At 59.5% G+C, this 19,348-nt stretch carries 15 protein-coding genes; 12 read left to right on the forward strand and 3 right to left on the reverse strand.

Annotation, left to right across the window (positions count from 1 at the left end; translation table 11 throughout):
• The first annotated feature begins 13 nt into the window (after nt 1-13).
• Complete coding sequence (locus tag BLT69_RS05260) at nt 14-799, forward strand: alpha/beta fold hydrolase (RefSeq protein ID WP_092648568.1); 786 nt, start codon at nt 14-16, stop codon at nt 797-799.
• A gap of 13 nt (nt 800-812) precedes the next feature.
• Here the strand turns inward: BLT69_RS05260 and BLT69_RS05265 are convergent, their stop codons facing one another.
• A complete protein-coding gene (locus BLT69_RS05265; RefSeq protein WP_058236659.1) occupies nt 813-1,130 on the reverse strand; it encodes a YciI family protein in 318 nt (105 codons plus the stop codon).
• Between the two features lie 116 nt (nt 1,131-1,246).
• On the opposite strand from BLT69_RS05265, the gene uvrA reads away from it, so the two are divergent.
• Genes uvrA through BLT69_RS05280 form a run of 3 tightly spaced genes read left to right on the forward strand, consistent with a single transcriptional unit; the run spans nt 1,247 to nt 6,114 of the window.
• Nucleotides 1,247-4,093, forward strand: coding sequence for an excinuclease ABC subunit UvrA (uvrA, locus tag BLT69_RS05270; RefSeq protein WP_058236660.1), 2,847 nt, complete (start codon nt 1,247-1,249; stop codon nt 4,091-4,093).
• Nucleotides 4,094-4,097: 4 nt separating this feature from the next.
• Entirely contained in the window at nt 4,098-5,084 is a 987-nt protein-coding gene (locus BLT69_RS05275) for a Gfo/Idh/MocA family protein (RefSeq protein ID WP_092648569.1), read from the forward strand.
• Nucleotide 5,085: 1 nt separating this feature from the next.
• Entirely contained in the window at nt 5,086-6,114 is a 1,029-nt protein-coding gene (locus tag BLT69_RS05280) for a Gfo/Idh/MocA family protein (protein WP_092648570.1), read from the forward strand.
• On the opposite strand, the gene BLT69_RS05285 is transcribed toward BLT69_RS05280, so the two are convergent.
• Both BLT69_RS05285 and glnA read right to left on the reverse strand, forming a co-directional pair.
• On the reverse strand, nt 6,111-7,955 hold the full coding sequence (locus BLT69_RS05285; protein ID WP_257590431.1) for an AMP-dependent synthetase/ligase: 1,845 nt from the start codon (nt 7,953-7,955) through the stop codon (nt 6,111-6,113). The two genes, BLT69_RS05280 and BLT69_RS05285, sit on opposite strands and share 4 nt — an antisense overlap.
• A 151-nt stretch (nt 7,956-8,106) precedes the next feature.
• On the reverse strand, nt 8,107-9,531 hold the full coding sequence (glnA, locus tag BLT69_RS05290) for a type I glutamate--ammonia ligase (RefSeq protein WP_070727148.1): 1,425 nt from the start codon (nt 9,529-9,531) through the stop codon (nt 8,107-8,109).
• Between the two features lie 146 nt (nt 9,532-9,677).
• Between glnA and uvrC the strand changes: the two genes are divergently transcribed.
• From uvrC to tpiA, 8 genes are all read left to right on the forward strand, one after another.
• The gene (gene uvrC, locus BLT69_RS05295; protein WP_092648572.1) at nt 9,678-11,702 is read left to right on the forward strand and encodes an excinuclease ABC subunit UvrC; all 2,025 of its coding nucleotides are present in this window, start codon (nt 9,678-9,680) and stop codon (nt 11,700-11,702) included.
• A complete protein-coding gene (gene purT, locus BLT69_RS05300; RefSeq protein ID WP_092648573.1) occupies nt 11,695-12,960 on the forward strand; it encodes a formate-dependent phosphoribosylglycinamide formyltransferase in 1,266 nt (421 codons plus the stop codon). Before uvrC ends, purT begins: the two co-directional genes overlap by 8 nt.
• Nucleotides 12,957-13,922 (forward strand): RNase adapter RapZ, encoded by a 966-nt coding sequence (rapZ, locus tag BLT69_RS05305; protein WP_058236666.1) that lies wholly within the window; start codon nt 12,957-12,959, stop codon nt 13,920-13,922. The genes purT and rapZ overlap by 4 nt, the downstream gene beginning before the upstream one ends.
• Nucleotides 13,923-13,924: 2 nt before the next feature.
• On the forward strand, nt 13,925-14,932 hold the full coding sequence (locus BLT69_RS05310) for a gluconeogenesis factor YvcK family protein (RefSeq protein ID WP_070727155.1): 1,008 nt from the start codon (nt 13,925-13,927) through the stop codon (nt 14,930-14,932).
• Nucleotides 14,933-14,975: 43 nt separating this feature from the next.
• Entirely contained in the window at nt 14,976-15,956 is a 981-nt protein-coding gene (gene whiA, locus BLT69_RS05315) for a DNA-binding protein WhiA (RefSeq protein WP_058236668.1), read from the forward strand.
• A 191-nt stretch (nt 15,957-16,147) separates the two neighbouring features.
• Nucleotides 16,148-17,155: a type I glyceraldehyde-3-phosphate dehydrogenase gene (gene gap, locus BLT69_RS05320; RefSeq protein ID WP_058236669.1), complete on the forward strand. Its 1,008-nt coding sequence runs from the start codon at nt 16,148-16,150 to the stop codon at nt 17,153-17,155.
• 133 nt (nt 17,156-17,288) lie between these two features.
• Nucleotides 17,289-18,479, forward strand: coding sequence for a phosphoglycerate kinase (locus BLT69_RS05325; RefSeq protein ID WP_058236670.1), 1,191 nt, complete (start codon nt 17,289-17,291; stop codon nt 18,477-18,479).
• 3 nt (nt 18,480-18,482) lie between these two features.
• Nucleotides 18,483-19,262: a triose-phosphate isomerase gene (gene tpiA, locus BLT69_RS05330; protein WP_058236671.1), complete on the forward strand. Its 780-nt coding sequence runs from the start codon at nt 18,483-18,485 to the stop codon at nt 19,260-19,262.
• Nucleotides 19,263-19,348 lie beyond the last annotated feature (86 nt).

Genomic DNA, 19,348 nt, shown 5'->3' on the forward strand with positions numbered 1-19,348 from the left:
GAAGGAGTTGAAGATGACTGCATGGAAGCTGCCGCTGACGATCCTGGGAAACGAGGATGCTCCGGCGTTGGTGCTGGGACATTCACTGGGATCAAGCCACGACATGTGGGAGAGCGTCATCCCTTTGATTCGCGACGATTTTGATATTGTCCTCTACGACCTGCCCGGACACGGGGGAACACCGATTGCTCCGGTCGGCCGCGAACTGAAGATGACCGACGTTGTGGAAGCACTGCTTGGCGCCTTGGATGATCACGGCGTCGATACGTTTCATTGCGCCGGACTGTCACTGGGTGGCATGGTCGCCATGGCTACTGCAATCACACATCCTCAGCGGGTGCGCAGCCTCACCGTCATGAGTGCCGGGCCGATCAATGGTCAGCCTGATCAGTGGTACGACAAAGCTGGGGCTGTGCGTCGCGACGGCACAGCAAGCCTGGTGGACGCAACGTTCGAGCGCTGGTTCATGCCTGAATTTGCTTCGGGGGAGGGTGCTGACCGCGTTGAGGCGATTCGCAGGATCTTCGAAAACTGTGACGACGAGGGATACGCGCAGTGCTGCGAGGTCCTCGCGAGTACGGACATGCGCGGCGACGTTGCGAGCATCCACACTCCAACCCTCCTGATCAGCGCTGAAGAGGACGGTTCACTGAACTGGGCGGGCGCTGACGAACTGGCCCGCACCATCCGCAGTGGAGGGGCGACTGTGCAGGTGGCACGCATCCCTCAGGCGCGGCATATGAGCGCCGTTGAGAAGCCGGAGCTGGTGGCTCGGGCTCTCAAAGGGCTGGTCGACTAGAGGCAGCCGAAATCTACGAGTACGGGAACTTCGTGTCGAATTCTTCGGCTAGGCTGCCGATGGTCGGTTCCCACTGCATGATGCGCCGATCAATGATGAACCCCTGAACGTAGAACGGATCATCCTCGAGGATCTTCAGCGCCACATTGGCGGACTCTGCCTTCAAGATGATGAGGGCACCCTCATGCATCGCATCGCGGAGCCAACCTGAGGACAGCAGAACATCTTTCGCATACAGATCCCGCAGGAAACGGCGGTGCGCCGGGCGGAAATCCTGCGTCAGAGAATTCAACTTGGTGTCATACGTGTACTCAACGACATAGATACGCATAGGTCAATTATCCCAGCATTGCGATCGCGGCGCGCCTGAATGCATGAACAGATCCTGCGCACCCACCCACATGGAACAGATGTGCGAGAATCGCGCCGGAGCCGTAGGATCGAGGGGTGTCAGACCAGTTGATCGTGCGCGGAGCGCGCCAGCACAACCTCAAAAGCGTCAACCTCGAGTTACCTCGCGACGCGATGATCGTCTTTTCCGGCCTGTCCGGCTCCGGAAAGTCATCCCTCGCATTCGATACCATTTTTGCCGAGGGGCAGCGCCGCTACGTTGAATCCCTGTCGTCATATGCGCGCCAGTTCCTTGGTCAGATGGACAAACCTGACGTTGACTTCATCGAAGGCCTCTCTCCGGCAGTGTCCATCGATCAGAAATCCACCTCACGTAACCCGCGATCAACGGTGGGCACGATCACTGAAATCCACGACTACCTGCGTCTTTTGTTCGCACGGGCGGGCACTGCGCACTGTCCGACGTGTGGCGCTGAAATCACCGCCCAGACCCCGCAGCAGATCGTGGACAGTGTGCGCTCGATGGAGGAGGGCACCCGCTTCCAGGTCCTCGCACCCGTCGTGCGTGGCCGCAAGGGTGAGTACCGCGAATTACTTGACGATCTGCGCGCTGCCGGCTATTCACGCGCATTGATTGACGGTGAAGTGGTGCGTTTGGAGAACGCGCCGACCCTTGAGAAGAAGCTGAAACACACCATCGAAGTCGTCATCGACCGACTGGTGGTGCGCGACGGTATGAAGCAGCGTCTGACTGACTCGGTAGAAACAGCGCTGGGGCTGTCGGAAGGCCTGGTCGTCATTGACGTCGTGGATCTGGACGCGGACGATCCGAACAGGCGGCGCCGCTACTCTGAAAAGCGCGCCTGCCCGAACGACCATCCACTTGCACTTGAAGAGATCGAGCCTCGCACATTCTCATTCAACGCTCCTTACGGTGCATGTCCTGAATGTATGGGAATCGGCTCGCGGCTGGAAGTCGACCCTGACCTCGTCGTTCCCGACGAAGAACTGTCCCTTGAGGATGGGGCTGTCGCACCGTGGAGCCGGAACGTTAAGTACCATGTACGCTTGCTGAAATCCCTCGGTAAGGAGCTCGGCTTTTCGACCAGGACTGCGTGGAAGGAGCTGCCGAGTGAGGCGCGCCAGGCGATCCTGTACGGCAAAGACTACGAAGTGAAAGTCAAGTTCCGTAACAGGTGGGGGCGTGAGCGTTCCTACACGACTGGCTTCGAAGGCGCTGTCAACTACATCGAACGCAAGCGTGAGGAAACTGAGTCGGATCGAACGTTGGAACGCCTGGAAGCGTACATGCGTGAGGTGCCATGTCCCGTGTGTCAGGGTGCCCGCCTGAAGCCGGAAGTGCTGGCTGTGCGCATCGGTGGCCTGAACATTGCCGAGGTGTCGAACCTGTCGATTGCTGATCTCGAGCGTTTCATGAGTGAGCTCGAGCTCGACCAGCGACAGCAGTTCATTGCGCGCCCCATTTTGCAGGAAATCATCGCCCGCTTGAAGTTTCTCAACGATGTGGGGTTGACGTACCTGACATTGTCAAGGGCGGCCGGAACCCTTTCCGGTGGTGAAGCTCAGCGTATCCGGCTGGCCACCCAGATCGGGTCGGGACTGGTCGGGGTTCTCTACGTCTTGGATGAGCCATCTATCGGCCTGCATCAACGTGATAACCAGCGCCTGATCGCCACCCTGAAGCGCCTTCGCGACCTCGGCAACACGCTGATCGTTGTCGAACATGACGAAGAAACGATTGAATCGGCCGACTGGGTCGTGGACATTGGACCGGGTGCCGGAGAAAACGGCGGATGGGTCGTGTACTCCGGAAGCGTGGAGGAGTTGAAGAAGAATCGGAACTCGTTGACAGGGGAGTACCTGTCGGGGCGCCGGTCCATTGCCATTCCAACCGAACGCAGGCCGGTGGACCGCTCCCGCGTCATCACGGTGAAAGGCGCGCGTGAAAACAACCTCGATAACCTCACCGTGTCATTCCCTCTCGGAGTGTTCATCGCCGTGACGGGCGTGTCAGGATCGGGCAAATCCACTCTGGTTAACCAGATTCTGTATCGGTCCCTCGCATCCCGCCTCAATGGGGCGCGCATGGTTCCGGGACGCCACCGCGCGATCACCGGTCTGGATCACCTCGACAAAGTGATTCATGTGGACCAGTCACCCATTGGACGCACCCCGCGTTCGAACCCAGCTACCTACACCGGGGTGTGGGACCTGATTCGCCAGCTTTTCGCACAAACGCATGAAGCCAAGGTTCGCGGCTACATGCCGGGACGTTTCTCCTTCAATGTCAAGGGCGGCAGGTGCGAAGCCTGCAAGGGCGACGGCACGATTCGCATTGAAATGAACTTCCTGCCCGACGTGTATGTGCCGTGCGAGGTGTGTCACGGCAAGCGGTACAACAGGGAGACACTGGAAGTCCACTACAAGGGCAAGACAGTGGCAGATGTTCTGGATATGTCCATCTCGGAAGCGGCGGAGTTCTTCCAGTCGCTGCCGCGTATCGCTCGTCATCTCAACACGCTCGTCGAGGTTGGCCTGGGGTACGTGCGGCTGGGACAGGCCGCCACGACACTGTCCGGTGGCGAAGCTCAGCGTGTAAAACTGGCGTCCGAACTGCAGCGACGCTCCTCAGGACGATCAGTGTATGTTCTGGACGAGCCGACGACGGGTCTGCATAGCGAAGACATTCGCAAGCTCTTGATGGTGTTGCAGACACTGGTTGATAAAGGCAATACGGTCATCGTGATTGAGCACAACCTGGATGTCATCAAGTGCGCGGATTGGATCATTGACATGGGCCCTGAAGGGGGATCCGGCGGTGGCCAGGTCGTGGCTGAGGGCACACCTGAAGATGTTGCCGCCGTCGACGAATCATTCACTGGTCAGTATTTAAGAAAAATTCTCGACTTCAGCGTAGAGTAGATCTATGAGTGGTGACCGGCGCATAACAGTAGGTTTGGTCGGAGCTGGCGGCATTGCGCGATCCCACATGTCAGCGTGGCGGTCACTGGGCGTTGACATCCTCGTCTATTCGAAGGAAGACGCCAACGAGCTGTGCGCGGAGTTCTCCACCGGACGCGTCGTTGACACGCTCGAGAACCTGGTCGCACAATCCCAGGTGATCGATGTCCTGACACCAACATACGCACACGAGGAAGCTGTGCGCGCCGGACTGGACGCCGGGCGCCAGGTCATCTGTGAAAAACCGCTGGCACTGGACGCGCCGACAGCACAGCAGCTGCTTGAATTGTCACGCGCACGCGACAACGCACTGTACGTCGCGCATGTCGTGCGGTATTTCCCGGAATATGCCACCCTCCACGATGCCGTCTCCAGCGGATATATCGGCCGCCCGGCGGTAGCACGTCTGAACCGGACCGGCACGTTCCCGCAATGGGCCTCATGGTTCGCTGACGAGGAAGAATCCGGTGGAATTGTCGATGATCTCATGATCCATGACCTTGATATTGCCCGATGGGTGCTGGGAGAGGTACGCAGCGTGTATGCAACACTGCGCCATGCCACTGCTCCCGATGGGCGGCGCGTGAGCGTTGCTCAGGCGACATTGCGTCATGAGGACGAAGCGATCTCGAATGTGCGCGCGACGTGGGGGCCGGTGGGCACACCATTTCGCACTTCATTCTATGTTGCGGGAACCGACGGGTGTCTGGAGCACGATTCAACAGCTCACCCACCTCTGCAGGTCCGCAGCGACGCACCAACTGACGCATCAATGCTGCCGACCACATCAGGATCCCCGGCCGACCCCTACTACGCAGAACTGAGCGACTTCATGGAGTCCATGTCCACCGGCTCAACGCCGAGGGCGAGTGCAGAAGACGCGGTCGAAGCGCTGAAGCTGGCAGACGCGGTTCGCCTGTCAGCCCATCGCGATGCGGTAGTGGAGTTGTGAGATGAAAACCATACGTATCGGATTGTTGTCGTTCGCACACATGCATGCCGAGGGATACGCCACAGCCCTCATGGGCATGGACGGCGTCGAATTGATGTGCACCGACCCGGATTCACACAGGTCAGGACGCCCCAGCCCTGCATGGCGCGGCAGAAAAGGAGCCCGCGCGCTCGGTGTGCCCTACGTCGACACTTGTGAGGAGTTAGAGCAATGGGGGCCGGACGCAGTGATCGTCTGCTCCGAAAATACCGAACACAGGCGCATGGTCGAATGGGCGGCTGAGCGTGGATATCACGTCCTGTGTGAGAAACCGATCGCCACCAGTCATGACGATGCTGTCGCCATGTGGGATGCATGCCGTCAGGCAGGAGTCTTCCTGATGACCGCTTATCCGGTGCGTTTTTCAACAGCGTGCCGAGAACTCAAGACGCGAGTTGATCACGGCCAGTTGGGCGATCTGGTGGGCTTCGCTGGCTCGAATAACGGGAAAATCCCCAGTGGTGGCCGCACCTGGTTCACTGATCCGGATCAGGCCGGTGGCGGTGCCCTCGTCGACCATGTCGTCCACATCGCTGACATTCTGGACATGATGCTCGACGGTGAACAGGCATCATCCGTGTGGGCTGCCGATAACCGGATTCTGGGCGCAGATAATCCCGACGTTCATGTGGAGACCAGCGGACTCGTCACGGTGCGCTATCCGTCAGGTCTGGTCGGCACAATTGACTGTTCATGGAGCATGCCGGAAGCGGCGCCAACATGGGGTGGCCTTACCCTCGACATTATCGGCACAAGAGGTACCGCGCGTTTCGCCCCCTTTGATGCGCGGGTGTCTGGTGCCGTCTGTGGGCAAGCCGCATGGCTGGGATACGGTGAAGATATGGATGGCGTCATGCTGCGCACGTTCACTGACGCTGTGCGCACCGGTCACACACCTCAGCCGGACGCAGCATCGGCTATCCGGTCACTGGACATCATGCTGGCAGCACAGCAATCGGCACGCAGCGGCGCGGTAGTCCACCTCAACTAGCGCCGCAGCCAGGACCGCAGTTTCCTGCTCACCGTGGACGCAGGTCTCGCGTGCGGCTGACGTGCACGTACAGTCGCATTACGCTCGGCCAGGCCTTCCTCGTACAGAGCATCCACTTCCCGCGCGTAATCCTTCAGCACTTTCGAGCGACGAAGTTTCAACGAGGGGGTCAGGTACCCGTTCTCAACAGTAAAGACGGTGTCGACGAGGCGGAAACGACGAATCGACTCAGCTCGCGAAACAGCGCGGTTGGCGCGGTCGATGGCCCGCTGCAAAGAACGCTGGACTTCCGGCATGCGCATTGCAACCGAGGGATCAACAACTGGCAGATTATGCGCGACCAGCCAGTTGGCGAGCATATCTGAATCGAGGGTGATGAGTGCACCAATGTAGGGCCGATTATCGCCCACCACGATCACATGTCCGATCAGCGGATGTGTCTGAAGCTGTTCTTCGAGTACCTCGGGCGACACGTTCTTGCCACCGGCCGTTACCAGGAGTTCCTTGCGGCGCCCTGTAATCGACAGGTGACCATTGCGCGGGTCGATCGTTCCTAGATCGCCCGTATGGAACCAGCCGTCCTCGAACGAGTCAGCGGTCTCGTCAGGCAAGCTGTGATAGCCAGTTGAAACAGATACGCCGCGCACCAGAATTTCACCGTGCTCGGAGATTTTCATTTCATTTCCGGGAACAACACTGCCGACCGTGTTGAACGGCGTGTAATCGGCATGCTGCACGGCGATCGGGCCGGTTGTCTCGGTCAGCCCGTAGCCTTGAATCAACGTGAGATCGAGGCCGGAGAAGAACTCAGCAAGTTCCGGCGCCAGCGGCGCGCCACCGGAAATAATCAGCTCGATATTGGGACCGAGTGCCGCCTGGATCTTGCGTAACGCCAGAGCCGTCGCGATCCCATGATTGACTTTCAGCGTCAGGGGAGTGCTGGTTTCGGAGCGCTCTGCGCGTGCATACAGGCGGGACTGTCTGGCTGACCACTGGAAGATACGCAGCTTTGTGCCCTTCCCCGCCTTTGCTGACGCCGCGCTGTAAACTTTTTCAAGGACGCGAGGCACCGCCAGCAGAATCGATGGTTTAAAGGCCTGAATATCGGGAAGCAGGTTCTTAATGTCCGGTGAGAAAGCAAGTCGCCCTCGGCCGCTCACGAAGGCATGCATGACCAGGCGCGCCAGGACGTGCGCGACCGGGAGGAACAGCAAGAGGCGTGAGTTCTCGTTGTACAGGTACTGCGGCAGGACTTGCCCCAGACCCAGCGTCGTGCCCACAAAGTTGTGATGCGTCAGCTCGACACCTTTCGGGGTGCCGGTCGTGCCCGACGTGTAGACCAGAGTGGCCAGAGAATCGCCACGTACATCGCGGAAACGCTCCTCGACCTTCTCAGGCACAATACGGCCCGCCGCGCGCGCCAGGTTACGCATTGCTCCGCGATCGAGGGAATGGATCGACTCGACGCATTCGGGGCGAACAGTTTCCACCAGATCTGCCTGCTGCACGGTTGCCGTGATGACGTGTCGGATGTGCGCGTCGGTCAAAATATGATCGATCTGTGCGGTTGAATCCGATTCGTAGATGGGCACAACTACGCCGCCAACGGTCATTACTGCCAGGTCAAGGACCAGCCAGTCAAAACTGGTGGGCGACAAGATTGCCACCCGCTCACCGGCCTCCAGACCCCACGCAAGAAAACCTCGTGCGATCACCTCGACGCGATCCAGCAGGTCAGACGCGGTGATGGGAAGCGTTGCGCCCACCGAGGAGCGATCTTCAACCACGACATCAAAGGGGAACTCGTCGGCACGCTTGCGCAGCATTGACGGAATCGTCATCAATGGATCCACCGGCTGGGTGAGGTCAGCACGATATACGGTCTGATCTCGGTCAGACATTGTGATTCCCTTTCATGTGGACAGTCATGATGGACGACGGGGCGGCCATCATCTATGTTTCAGACAAGCTTACCGCAGGCGGGCGAGCACCTTACACGTTGAAGTACATGTCGAACTCTGCTGGGTGCGGGTAGGCACGCATCGGCGCGATCTCGTTGGCGATCTTGTACTCAATCCACGTGTCAATCAAATCCTGCGTAAAGACGTCGTTTTCTGTCAGGAAGTCTGAATCGGCACGCAGGTGATCCAACGCCGCTTCAAGAGAGTGAGGCAGCTTGGCGATATCGGTGTATTCCTGCGGAGGCAGGTCGTACAGATCCTTATCGATGGGGGCGGCAGGCTCCACGCGGTTGCGAATACCGTCCAGGCCGGCCATCAGGCACGCCGAGAAGGACAGGTACGGGTTCGCTGACGGGTCAGGTACGCGGTACTCGACACGCTTGGCCTTTGGTGAGGTTCCTGACACCGGAATGCGGATACACGCTGACCTGTTGCGCGCCGAATAAACGAGGTTGACCGGCGCTTCGAAGCCCGGCATGAGTCGACGGTAGGAGTTAATCGACGGGTTCGTAAAGGCGAGCAGGGCGGGCGCGTGCTCCAACAGGCCTCCGATGAACCAGCGCGCCAGGTCGGACAGGGAACCATATCCTCGTTCGTCATAGAACAGCGGGTCGCCGTCTTTCCACAGGGACAGGTGGGTGTGCATACCAGAGCCGTTGTCACCGAAGAGTGGCTTAGGCATGAACGTGGCGGTCTTGCCGCATTCCCACGCGGAGTTGCGCACAATGTACTTGAACTTCATCATGTCGTCGGCGGCCTGGCACAGAGGTGCAAAACGGTAGTTGATCTCATGCTGGCCGCCTGCACCGACCTCGTGGTGCGCGCGCTCAATGACGAGGCCCGCTTCAGCAAGATTGTGTGTCATGTGATCACGAACGTCAGCAAACATATCTATCGGGGAAACCGGCGCGTACCCGCCTTTCAGTGGCGTCTTGTAGCCCAGGTTCATGCCGTCCTCGTTGCGCGCGGTGTTCCAGTAGGCATCATCGCTGTCCAGTCGGAACATGCTGTGGTGAGGCTCGACTTTGTACTGCACGCTGTCAAACATGTAGAACTCGGCTTCAGCGCCGATGAAGCACGTATCGGCAATGCCGGTCGACTTCAGATAGGCCTCAGCTTTTTGCGCCACCTGCCGCGGATCACGGGAGAACGGTTCAGAGGTGAACGGATCAACGACCGAAAAGACGACGACCAGTGTCTTGGCAGCGCGGAAAGGGTCGACGTAGGCGGTGGTGATGTCGGGGACGAGCTTCATATCGGACTCGTGAATCGCGGAAAAGCCGCGCACAGATGAACCGTCGAACATCAGGCCGTCTGACAACGCGCCGTCGATGAACTCATTGGGAGGAACAATCATGTGCTGCTGAATGCCGAAAAGATCGCAGTAGCGTACATCGATGAATTCAATCTCTTCACGTGTGATGAAGTCGACTATTTCTTTCTCGCTGGTGAACATTCGTGTGTCCCTTCCGGGTCGATTCATGAGATCACGGCAGTCGCCATGTCTGAGTGTACTCATTTGAACGCCCGCACTCACATCGCGTCCGTCCTGCGTGGTGCCGTTCAATTGGCGCCGTCGCTGCCGGAAGCTAGGCTAAAGGAATGGCGAAGTTGGATCAGTGGCGCCCTCGGACGAGCGACATTCCCACGCAGCCGGGAGTGTACCGATTTCGTGACGACCAGGGCCGCGTCATCTATGTCGGTAAAGCGAAAAACCTTCGCAACCGGCTGACCAACTATTTTCAGGATCCTCAGGTTCTGCATCCGCGCACCCGCCACATGGTTGCAACAGCTGCCAGCGTGCAGTGGACAGTTGTGTCTAACGAGATCGAAGCGCTCTCCCTGGAATTCACGTGGATCAAGGAATTCGACCCGCGATTCAACGTGATGTATCGCGATGACAAGTCCTATCCGTACCTTGCGGTGACGATGTCAGAAAAGTTTCCGCGTGTCCACATCACGCGGCAGTCGCGCAGAAAAGGCACACGCTATTTTGGCCCCTACACGCAAGTGTGGGCGATCCGCGAAACCATCGACATGCTGCTGCGAGTTTTCCCTGTCAGAACATGTTCACCTGGTGTCTTCAAACGCTACCAGGCGCAGTGCAGGCCGTGTCTGCTGGGCGATATTGGCAAATGCTCTGCGCCGTGTGCCGGGCGCATCAGTGCCGACGCTCATCGTGAACTTGCGCAGAACCTGTGTGAGTTCATGCAGGGCAAGGCTGCGCCGGTTATTCGCTCCCTTGAGGAACAGATGAAGCAGGCTGCCGCCGAACTCGACTTTGAGAAAGCCGCCAGGCTGCGTGACGATCTGAAAGCCATGACGACGGTGCTGGAGCGTAACACGATGGTCCTGGAGGACGGAACTGACGCTGACGTATTCGCCCTGGCGTGTGATGAACTGGACGCTGCCGTGTATGTCTTCCACGTGCGGGGAGGTCGCGTACGAGGCACACGCGGCTGGGTAGTAGACCGCGTTGACGATGCGAGTGAGGCAGATCTGATGAGCGCTCTGCTCGAGCAAGTTTACGGAGACGTTCCTGCCGCCGAACAACCTTTACGAGGGCGGCCGCGCGGCCAGGCTGAAGCCCGGTCGGTCGACGATGTGGCACATACGCCCACATCAGCGCTTCCCCGGGAAGTTCTGGTGTCAGTGGAGCCTGCGGATCGCGACGCCCTGGAGAAGTGGCTCACCACGTTGCGCGGTGCGCGTGTGCGTGTGCGTGTGCCTCAGCGCGGAACCGCGGCTTCCTTGATGAAAACGGTGCAGGAAAACGCGCAGCAGTCGCTGGTTCTTCACCGCACGAAACGTGCCAGTGACCTCACCCAGCGGTCCCGGGCGCTCGAAGAACTGGCTGAGAACCTCGGCCTGGAAGCAGCACCGCTGCGTATCGAGTGCTACGACATTTCCCACACAGCCGGCCAGCAGCAGGTTGCTTCGATGGTGGTATTTGAAGATGGTGCCCCGCGTAAGTCGGACTACCGCACGTTCAATATCCGACCGCGCTCCGACGGCACACCGCCTGACGATACGGCGGCAATGACGCAGGTATTGCAGCGGCGCTTCACCCGCCTGCTGGCGGAAGAGGCCGGCATTGAAGGTGAAGACGATGATGGTGTGGAGTTCGCTACTGGACCGATCGATCCGCACACGGGACGCCCTCGTCGATTTTCCTACCGGCCGGATCTTGTGGTGGTTGACGGCGCACTGGCGCAGGTGAATGCGGCCGAAAAGGCTTTAACAGGGGTGGGGGTTGACCTGCCGGTTGTAGGACTGGCCAAACGTCTGGAGGAAGTGTGGGTGCCTGGTGATGAGTTTCCACTGATTTTGCCTCGCACCTCGGCTGCTCTGTATTTGCTGCAGTATTTGCGCGATGAATCTCACCGTTTTGCGATTACGCACCATCGGCGTCGACGCACGAAAGCACAGACGCGGTCTGTCCTGGACGGAATTGAGGGACTGGGGCCCGTACGTCAAAAAGCGTTGCTGGCTCATTTCGGCTCGGTGAAGCGCCTGCGGGCTGCCAGCGCTGAGCAGATTGAACACGTCCAGGGTATCGGACCAGCATTGGCCGCTACTATTGTGGAATCGCTTGGCACTGACCGTGAGGAGACTCGCAATGACTGAATCGACGTCGCCCCTTCCTACACCGCTTCCGGCGCGGGTATTGCTGCTGGGATCGGGGGAACTGGGGCGTGAACTGACGATTTCGCTCAAGCGCCTGGGCGCCCATGTGACTGCGGTCGATGCCTATGCGCATGCTCCCGCGATGCAGGTTGCGGATGACTATCGTGTGATCGACATGAGCGATCCGGACTCTTTGCGTGACGTGCTCAGCAGCGTGCACGTTGACCTGATTGTGCCCGAACTGGAAGCAATTGCCACGCACGTGCTGGCCGAATTTGAACAGGCTGGGAGCGCACGCGTCGTTCCGAACGCGTTCGCGGTGCAGGCAACGATGGATCGCGAACGCATACGTAGCGTGGCGAGTGCTGTTCCAGGGGTGCGCACATCGAAGTTTCGCTTCGCATCCAGTGTCGACGAGGTGCGCAGCGCGCTGGAATATACGGGCGTACCGGCCTTCATTAAACCCACGATGTCCTCGTCGGGACATGGACAGTCGCGAGTTGAATCCGTTGACGAGGCTGAATCGGCGTGGACATGTGCCCAGGACGATGCGCGGGCCACCACAGGGCGCGTCATCGTTGAGGAGGGCGTGACATTCGACTGTGAAATCACTCTGCTCACCGTGCGGTGGTGGGACGACGAGGCAGGCGAGGTTCGAACCAGCGTGTGTGAACCGATCGGTCACCGGCAGGTCAGCGGTGACTACGTTGAATCGTGGCAAAGCGCCGACATTTCACCGCCTGCACGTGAGCGAGCCGAGGAGATGGCTATTGCCGTCACCGACGCTCTGGCAGAGCACGGGGCGGAGCCATGTCTGGGACTGTTTGGAGTGGAGTTCTTCATTCAGGGCGACGACGTGTGGTTCTCCGAGTTGTCACCGCGCCCACATGACACCGGCATGGTGACCATGATGACGCAGGACCAATCTGAATTCGACATTCATGCTCGCGCGATCCTTGGCCTGCCCGTCGACACGACGATGCGCCGCACTGGAGCATCTGCAGTTGTGAAGGCGCCACGAGCGTTCTCCCTTGCCGGTTACGAGGGTGTCGCCCGCGCGCTACGTGACGGAGGAGATTTGAGAATCTTCTCGAAATCCGCCACGCGTGCCGGCCGCAGGCTGGCGGTGGCGCTGGCATGGGGCGACTCGGTGCCGGAAGCACGTGAACGTGCTCAGGCGATTGCGAGCGAAGTGACGGTAGTCGAACGTGATGACTCAGCACAAAATACCGATGAAGATGGCATCCTAGTTTCATGACGACAACGCACAACAGTGACGACGTGGATCCGCTGACAGTTCCTCAGGGCATTCCACTGCTAGATCGTGACACGCCTCCGCCGGAAGAAGCGGAGGAGGACACGAACGAAGTCCTCATTATCACCGGCCGTTCAGGTGCTGGCCGCTCTCAGGCTGCGCGTGCGTTAGAGGACCTCGACTGGTACGTGGTCGATAATCTGCCTCCCTCGATGCTGCCGGCACTGGTCGGCATGATGTCTCCACGCGGAGGTGCGGGCGTACACCGCCTGGCCGCCGTGGTAGATGTGCGCTCAGGCGCCTTTTTCGCTGACTTGACATCCACACTGGAAAAGATGCGCGACAGCGGAATCATGTACCGCCTCATTTTCCTGGAAGCCAACGAACCGACACTGGTGCGCCGATATGAGTCGAACAGGCGGCCGCACCCTCTTCAGGGGGACGGGACACTACTGGACGGCATCACACGTGAAATGGAGTTGTTGGCACCGCTGCGCGAACACGCGGATGAAGTGATCGATACGTCCGCTATGTCAGTGCATGACCTGTCGCGACACATCCGCGACGTCATTGCAGGGGAAGGAGAGCGTCCCCTGCAGCTCACAGTTGAATCTTTCGGATTCAAGTACGGACTGCCGCTGGATGCCGACCATGTCGTGGACGTCCGCTTCCTGAAGAACCCGTACTGGGTGGGGGAGCTGCGCCACTTGACGGGGCGCGACGAACCGGTCGCACAGTATGTGCTCGATCAGCCCGGAGCTCGCGAATTTGCCGAGAATTATGTTGACCTGCTGCTGCCCATCATGGAGGGCTATGTCAGTGAGCTGAAGCCTTTCGTGACGATTGCCGTCGGGTGCACAGGTGGTCGGCACCGGTCGGTCGCGATCGCAGAACTGATCGCTCAGCGTTTCCGTAGCCACCAATTGACGGTGCGAGTCCTTCACCGCGACATAGGCAGGGACTGATTATGGCGGGATATCTGGATGCAGAAGGATGGGCACAGCGCGGTGAATCCGGCTCACGTGTCGTTGCTTTGGGGGGTGGACACGGGCTGTCCGCAACCCTGCGGGCTCTGCGACACATCACGCATCAGCTCACAGCGATCGTCACAGTAGCCGACGATGGGGGATCCTCAGGACGTCTGCGTTCTGAAACAGATCTTCTACCTCCAGGAGATCTGCGAATGGCTCTGGCCAGTTTGTGCGAGGAAACCGAATGGGGACTGACCTGGCGCGATGTGATGCAGCTGCGTCTGCGTACCAACGGGCCATTGAATGGCCATGCCCTTGGGAACCTGCTGATCTCCGGCCTGTGGCAGCTTCTGGGCGACCCCGTTGAGGGTTTGGAATGGGTCGGCCGGCTCCTGGGCGCTCAGGGCCGGGTCCTGCCGATGGCATCAGTTCCACTGGACATTGAAGCCGATATGGAAAACGAAGGCGAGCTGTACACGGTACGGGGCCAGTCACGCGTCGCCGTCGCGCCCGGACGTGTGCGCCACGTGCGCCTTATCCCTGAGGATCCGCCCGTCCCAGAGGCTGCAATGCACGCCATCCAGGAAGCTGAATGGGTCGTGCTCGGTCCAGGGTCGTGGTACACCTCGTTAATTCCGCACCTGCTGGTTTCACAGTTGCACCGGGCACTGGTCACAACAGATGCCCACAGGGCACTGGTCCTGAATCTGGCCCGCCAGCGTGGTGAAACAGACACGATGAGCGCTGCCGATCACGTGCGCGTCCTACGCGACCATGCACCTGATCTCAAGCTGGACGTTGTCATTGCCGACCCGACTGCCACGGATGATATTGATACGCTCATTCAGGCAGCGCAGGACGTGGGCGCTCGAGTCATGTTGCGCCAGGTGCGAACGGGCGACGGGAAGCCCCATCATGATCCGTTGCGTCTGGCTGCGGCTCTGCGAGATGCATTCGATGGATTCATGGGAGAGGTGGGACGATCGGAACCGTGGTTAGCATGAGCAGTTGTCATCAAGGCGCTCTACACGACACGAGGAGGCGATCATGTCTTTAACGATGGACATGAAAGAGGAGCTTGCTCACCTGGTTCCTGCACGTCAATCGACAATGGCGGCCGAGGCTGCTGTGATGCTCCGATTTGCCGGAGGTCTGCACCTCGTGTCTGGTCGAATTATCATCGAGGCTGAACTGGATTCCCCACTTGTCGCTCGACGCCTGCGAGCCTTCCTCACCTCGCTGTACGGTACGGAATCATCTGTTGTTGTCGTGTCAGGTGGTGCGCTGCGTCGCGGTGACCGATACGTGGTGCGCGTCGTCAAGGAAGCAGACGCCCTGGCACGCGTGACAGGACTGGTCGATCAACTGGGACGCCCGGTCAGAGGCTTGGCGCCGCACCTGGTCAGCGCCGGAAAAGACGAAGCAGCAGCAGGATGGCGAGGAGCCTTTCTGGCACGAGGATCCCTGCTGGAACCGGGTCGATCAACGTCGATGGAAGTGACCTGTCCCGGCCCTGAAGCGGCAATGGCCCTTGTCGGGTGTGCACGACGACTGGGAGCGACGGGGAAGTCGCGCGAAATCCGCGGAGCTGATCGGGTTGTCATCCGGGAGGCGGACTCGATTTCCACGCTCATCAATGCGATGGGTGCCGTCAAGACGTTTGAGGTGTGGAAAGAACGCCGCGAACGTCGCGAAGCGCGAGGCAGCGCCAACCGCCTGGCCAACTTTGATGATGCGAACCTTCGGCGCTCGGCTCGTGCGGCAGTAGCCGCAGGTGCCAGGGTTCGACGTGCCTTTGAGATTCTGGGCGACTCCGTGCCGCCGCATCTGCGTGAGGCGGGCGAACTGCGCATCCAATACCGCCAGGCTTCATTGGAAGAACTGGGTAAGCACATTGATCCACCCTTGACTAAGGACGCCGTGGCGGGGCGCATCCGTAGACTGCTGGCAATGGCCGATAAGGCTGCACACGAGCAGGGGATACCCGACACTGAGTCTGCACTCACGCTCGAAATGTTCGATGATTAGAAGTGTCACGAACAGCCTGTTCGCTTGACGCAAACTTCTTGTAGGCCATTCGACCCTGACTAAATGGCCTATGGGGTGTACATTGAAGAGTGCTTGAACCGCAGAAGTCTGCGGGCTGGATTGTGGTACCGAGCCCTATCCGGTTGCACGAAATACGTGCCCCTTTATGGGGTACAAGCAGGAGGACTATAGTGACCATCCGCGTTGGAATCAACGGCTTCGGCCGCATCGGCCGCAACTTCTTCCGTGCCGCTCGTCAGCAGGGTGCGGATTTTGAAATCGTGGCAGTAAACGATCTGACCGATAACAAGACCCTCGCTCACTTGCTCAAGTTTGACTCCATCACGGGTCGTCTTGACGCAGAGGTGACCTACGACGAGGAGTCAATCTCCGTCGATGGAAAGAAGATTGTTGCTCTCGAAGAGCGCGATCCGGCCAACCTGCCGTGGAAGGACCTCGGCGTAGATGTCGTCGTCGAGTCCACCGGATTCTTTACAGACGGTGAGAAGGCAAAGGCCCACATCGAAGCCGGTGCCAAGAAGGTAATCATCTCCGCGCCTGGCAAGAACGTTGACGCCACATTCGTCATGGGCGTGAACAGCGACGACTACGACAACGAGAAGCACAACATCGTGTCGAACGCCTCGTGCACCACCAACTGCCTTGCTCCTCTGGCCAAGGTTCTCGATGAGGCTTTCGGAATCGATAGCGGCCTCATGGTGACCGTGCACGCCTACACCGGCGATCAGCGCATCCACGACGCACCGCACAAGGATCTGCGTCGCGCCCGCGCAGCAGCTCTGAACATCGTCCCGACCTCGACCGGTGCAGCCCGCGCCGTGTCCCTGGTTCTTCCTCAGCTGAAGGGCCGTCTGGACGGCTACGCAATGCGCGTCCCGGTTCCGACCGGCTCCGTCGTCGACCTCACCTTCATCCCGAAGAAGGAAGGCGTCACCGCCGAAGACGTGAACGCAGCATGCAAGGCAGCCTCGACCGGCGAATTTGCCGAAGCGTTCAAGTACTCCGAGGATGAACTGGTTTCGACCGACATCACCGGCGATCCCCACACCTCCATCTTCGACTCGAAGCTGACCAAGGTCATTGACAACCAGATCAAGGTTGTCTCCTGGTACGACAACGAATGGGGCTACTCCAACAGCCTCGTTCGCCTGACCTCGAAGGTCGCGGCCGCGCTCTGAGCACGACGTTAGAATGAGGAGAGGCGCCCGCATGCATATCTCTGCGTGCGGGCGCCTTTTCCATGGTGGCTCAACGAGCCGCCCCCATCGACGAATTTGACATACCCTGCACTGCACAATCAAGGGAGGTTCAATGAGGACCATAGAAACATTGGGTGACCTGCGCGGCAAGCGCGTCCTCGTCCGCTCGGACTTCAATGTCCCGATCAAGGACGGCGAAATCACCGACGACGGACGTATCCGGGCAGCTCTACCGACACTGAACAAGCTTGTTGACGAAGGAGCACGCATCCTCGTCATGGCACACATGGGTCGACCGAAAGGCGAAGTGAAGCCTGAATTCTCACTCAAGCCCGTTGCCGCACGTCTGGCAGAGCTGATCGATGCCCCCGTCAGCCTCGCAGAGGACACAACGGGCCCCTCGGCACACGAGGCGGCAGAAAAGATCAAGGACGGCGAGATCGTCCTGCTGGAGAATGTTCGATTCGACCCCCGCGAAACCTCGAAGGATGACGCGGAGCGTGAAGCCTTCGCCAAGGAAATGGCTGAACTGGCCGACGCATTCGTCTCCGACGGATTCGGCGTAGTCCACCGCAAGCAGGCATCCGTATACGACATCGCCAAGCTCCTGCCCTCCGCAGCCGGCCTCCTGGTCGTCAAGGAAATTGAATCCCTGTCACGCGTGACAGGCGATCCTGAGCGTCCCTACGCCGTTGTGCTGGGAGGCTCGAAAGTCTCCGACAAGCTCGGCGTCATCGAGAATCTGCTGACCAAGGCCGATATGCTGCTCATCGGCGGTGGCATGTCGTTCACCTTCCTGGCCGCGAAAGGCTACGAGGTGGGCAAGTCCCTGCTCGAGGAAGATCAGATCGATACAGTCAAGGAATACATCGACGAGGCCGACAAGCGCGGCGTCAAGCTGGTTCTCCCAGTCGACGTCGTTGCGGCGCCCGAATTCAAGGCTGACGCGCCGGCAACGGTTGTTGACGCCGACAAGATGCCCGCTGACCAGATGGGTCTGGACATCGGACCGAAGTCCGGCGAATTGTTCGCACAGACACTGGCCGAGGCCAAGACTGTGGCGTGGAACGGCCCGATGGGCGTATTCGAGTTCGAGGCATTCGCAGAGGGCACCCGCGCCGTGGCGCAGGCACTGTCATCAGGCTCAATGTTCTCGGTGGTCGGTGGCGGCGACTCGGCAGCAGCCATTCGTCAACTCGGATTCGACGAATCCACTTTCTCTCACATTTCCACAGGCGGTGGAGCGTCCCTCGAACTCCTCGAAGGCAAGACTCTGCCCGGTATCGCAGTTCTGGAGGACTGAAACATGGCACGTACACCTTTGATGGCCGGAAACTGGAAGATGAACCTCAACCACCTTGAGGCTGTTCATTTGGTCCAGGGCCTCGCAATGGCGTTGGATGACGCGAATTTCACCTATGACGACGTTGAAGTTGTGGTCATCCCACCGTTTACCGATATCCGCTCCGTTCAGACTGTCGTTGAGGGTGACAACCTCAAGATCAAGTACGGCGCGCAGGACATCTCAACGCACGAATCCGGCGCATACACCGGTGAAGTGTCAGCTGAAATGCTCGCCAAGCTGGGTGTCAGCTATGTTGTCGTCGGCCACTCCGAACGTCGCGAATACCACGGCGAAAGCGATGCATTGGTGGGCGAGAAGGCCCGCGTTGCACTGGCAGCCGGGATGACCCCGATCATCTGCTGCGGTGAGGGCCTCGAGGTCCGCAAGGAAGGCCGTCACGTCGAGCACGTCCTGGCTCAGATCGACGGTGCACTCGATGGGATGGACGCCGAGCAGGCTGCCAAGATCGTCATTGCCTACGAGCCCATCTGGGCGATCGGCACCGGCGAGGTTGCGACACCTGAAGATGCCCAGGAGGTGTGCGGTGCGATCCGCGCACGTCTGGCAGAGCTGTACACACCGGAACTGGCTGACAGCGTCCGCGTTCTGTACGGCGGCTCCGTGAAGTCGACGAACGTTGCTGACATTATGGCTCAGCCTGATGTTGACGGCGGACTGGTCGGCGGCGCCTCTCTGAAGGCGGAGGAGTTCTCGAAGATCGCTCTGTACAAGAACGCCTGATCGGCTCGCGCCGGTCTTCTGACAGTTCGCCTGGCGCGCCCTACTCAGGACGGCCAGGCGAACTGCGGCAGAGATGTGAGGTAACG

The organism is Schaalia radingae (assembly GCF_900106055.1).
GTDB classification, from domain to species: domain Bacteria; phylum Actinomycetota; class Actinomycetes; order Actinomycetales; family Actinomycetaceae; genus Pauljensenia; species Pauljensenia radingae_A.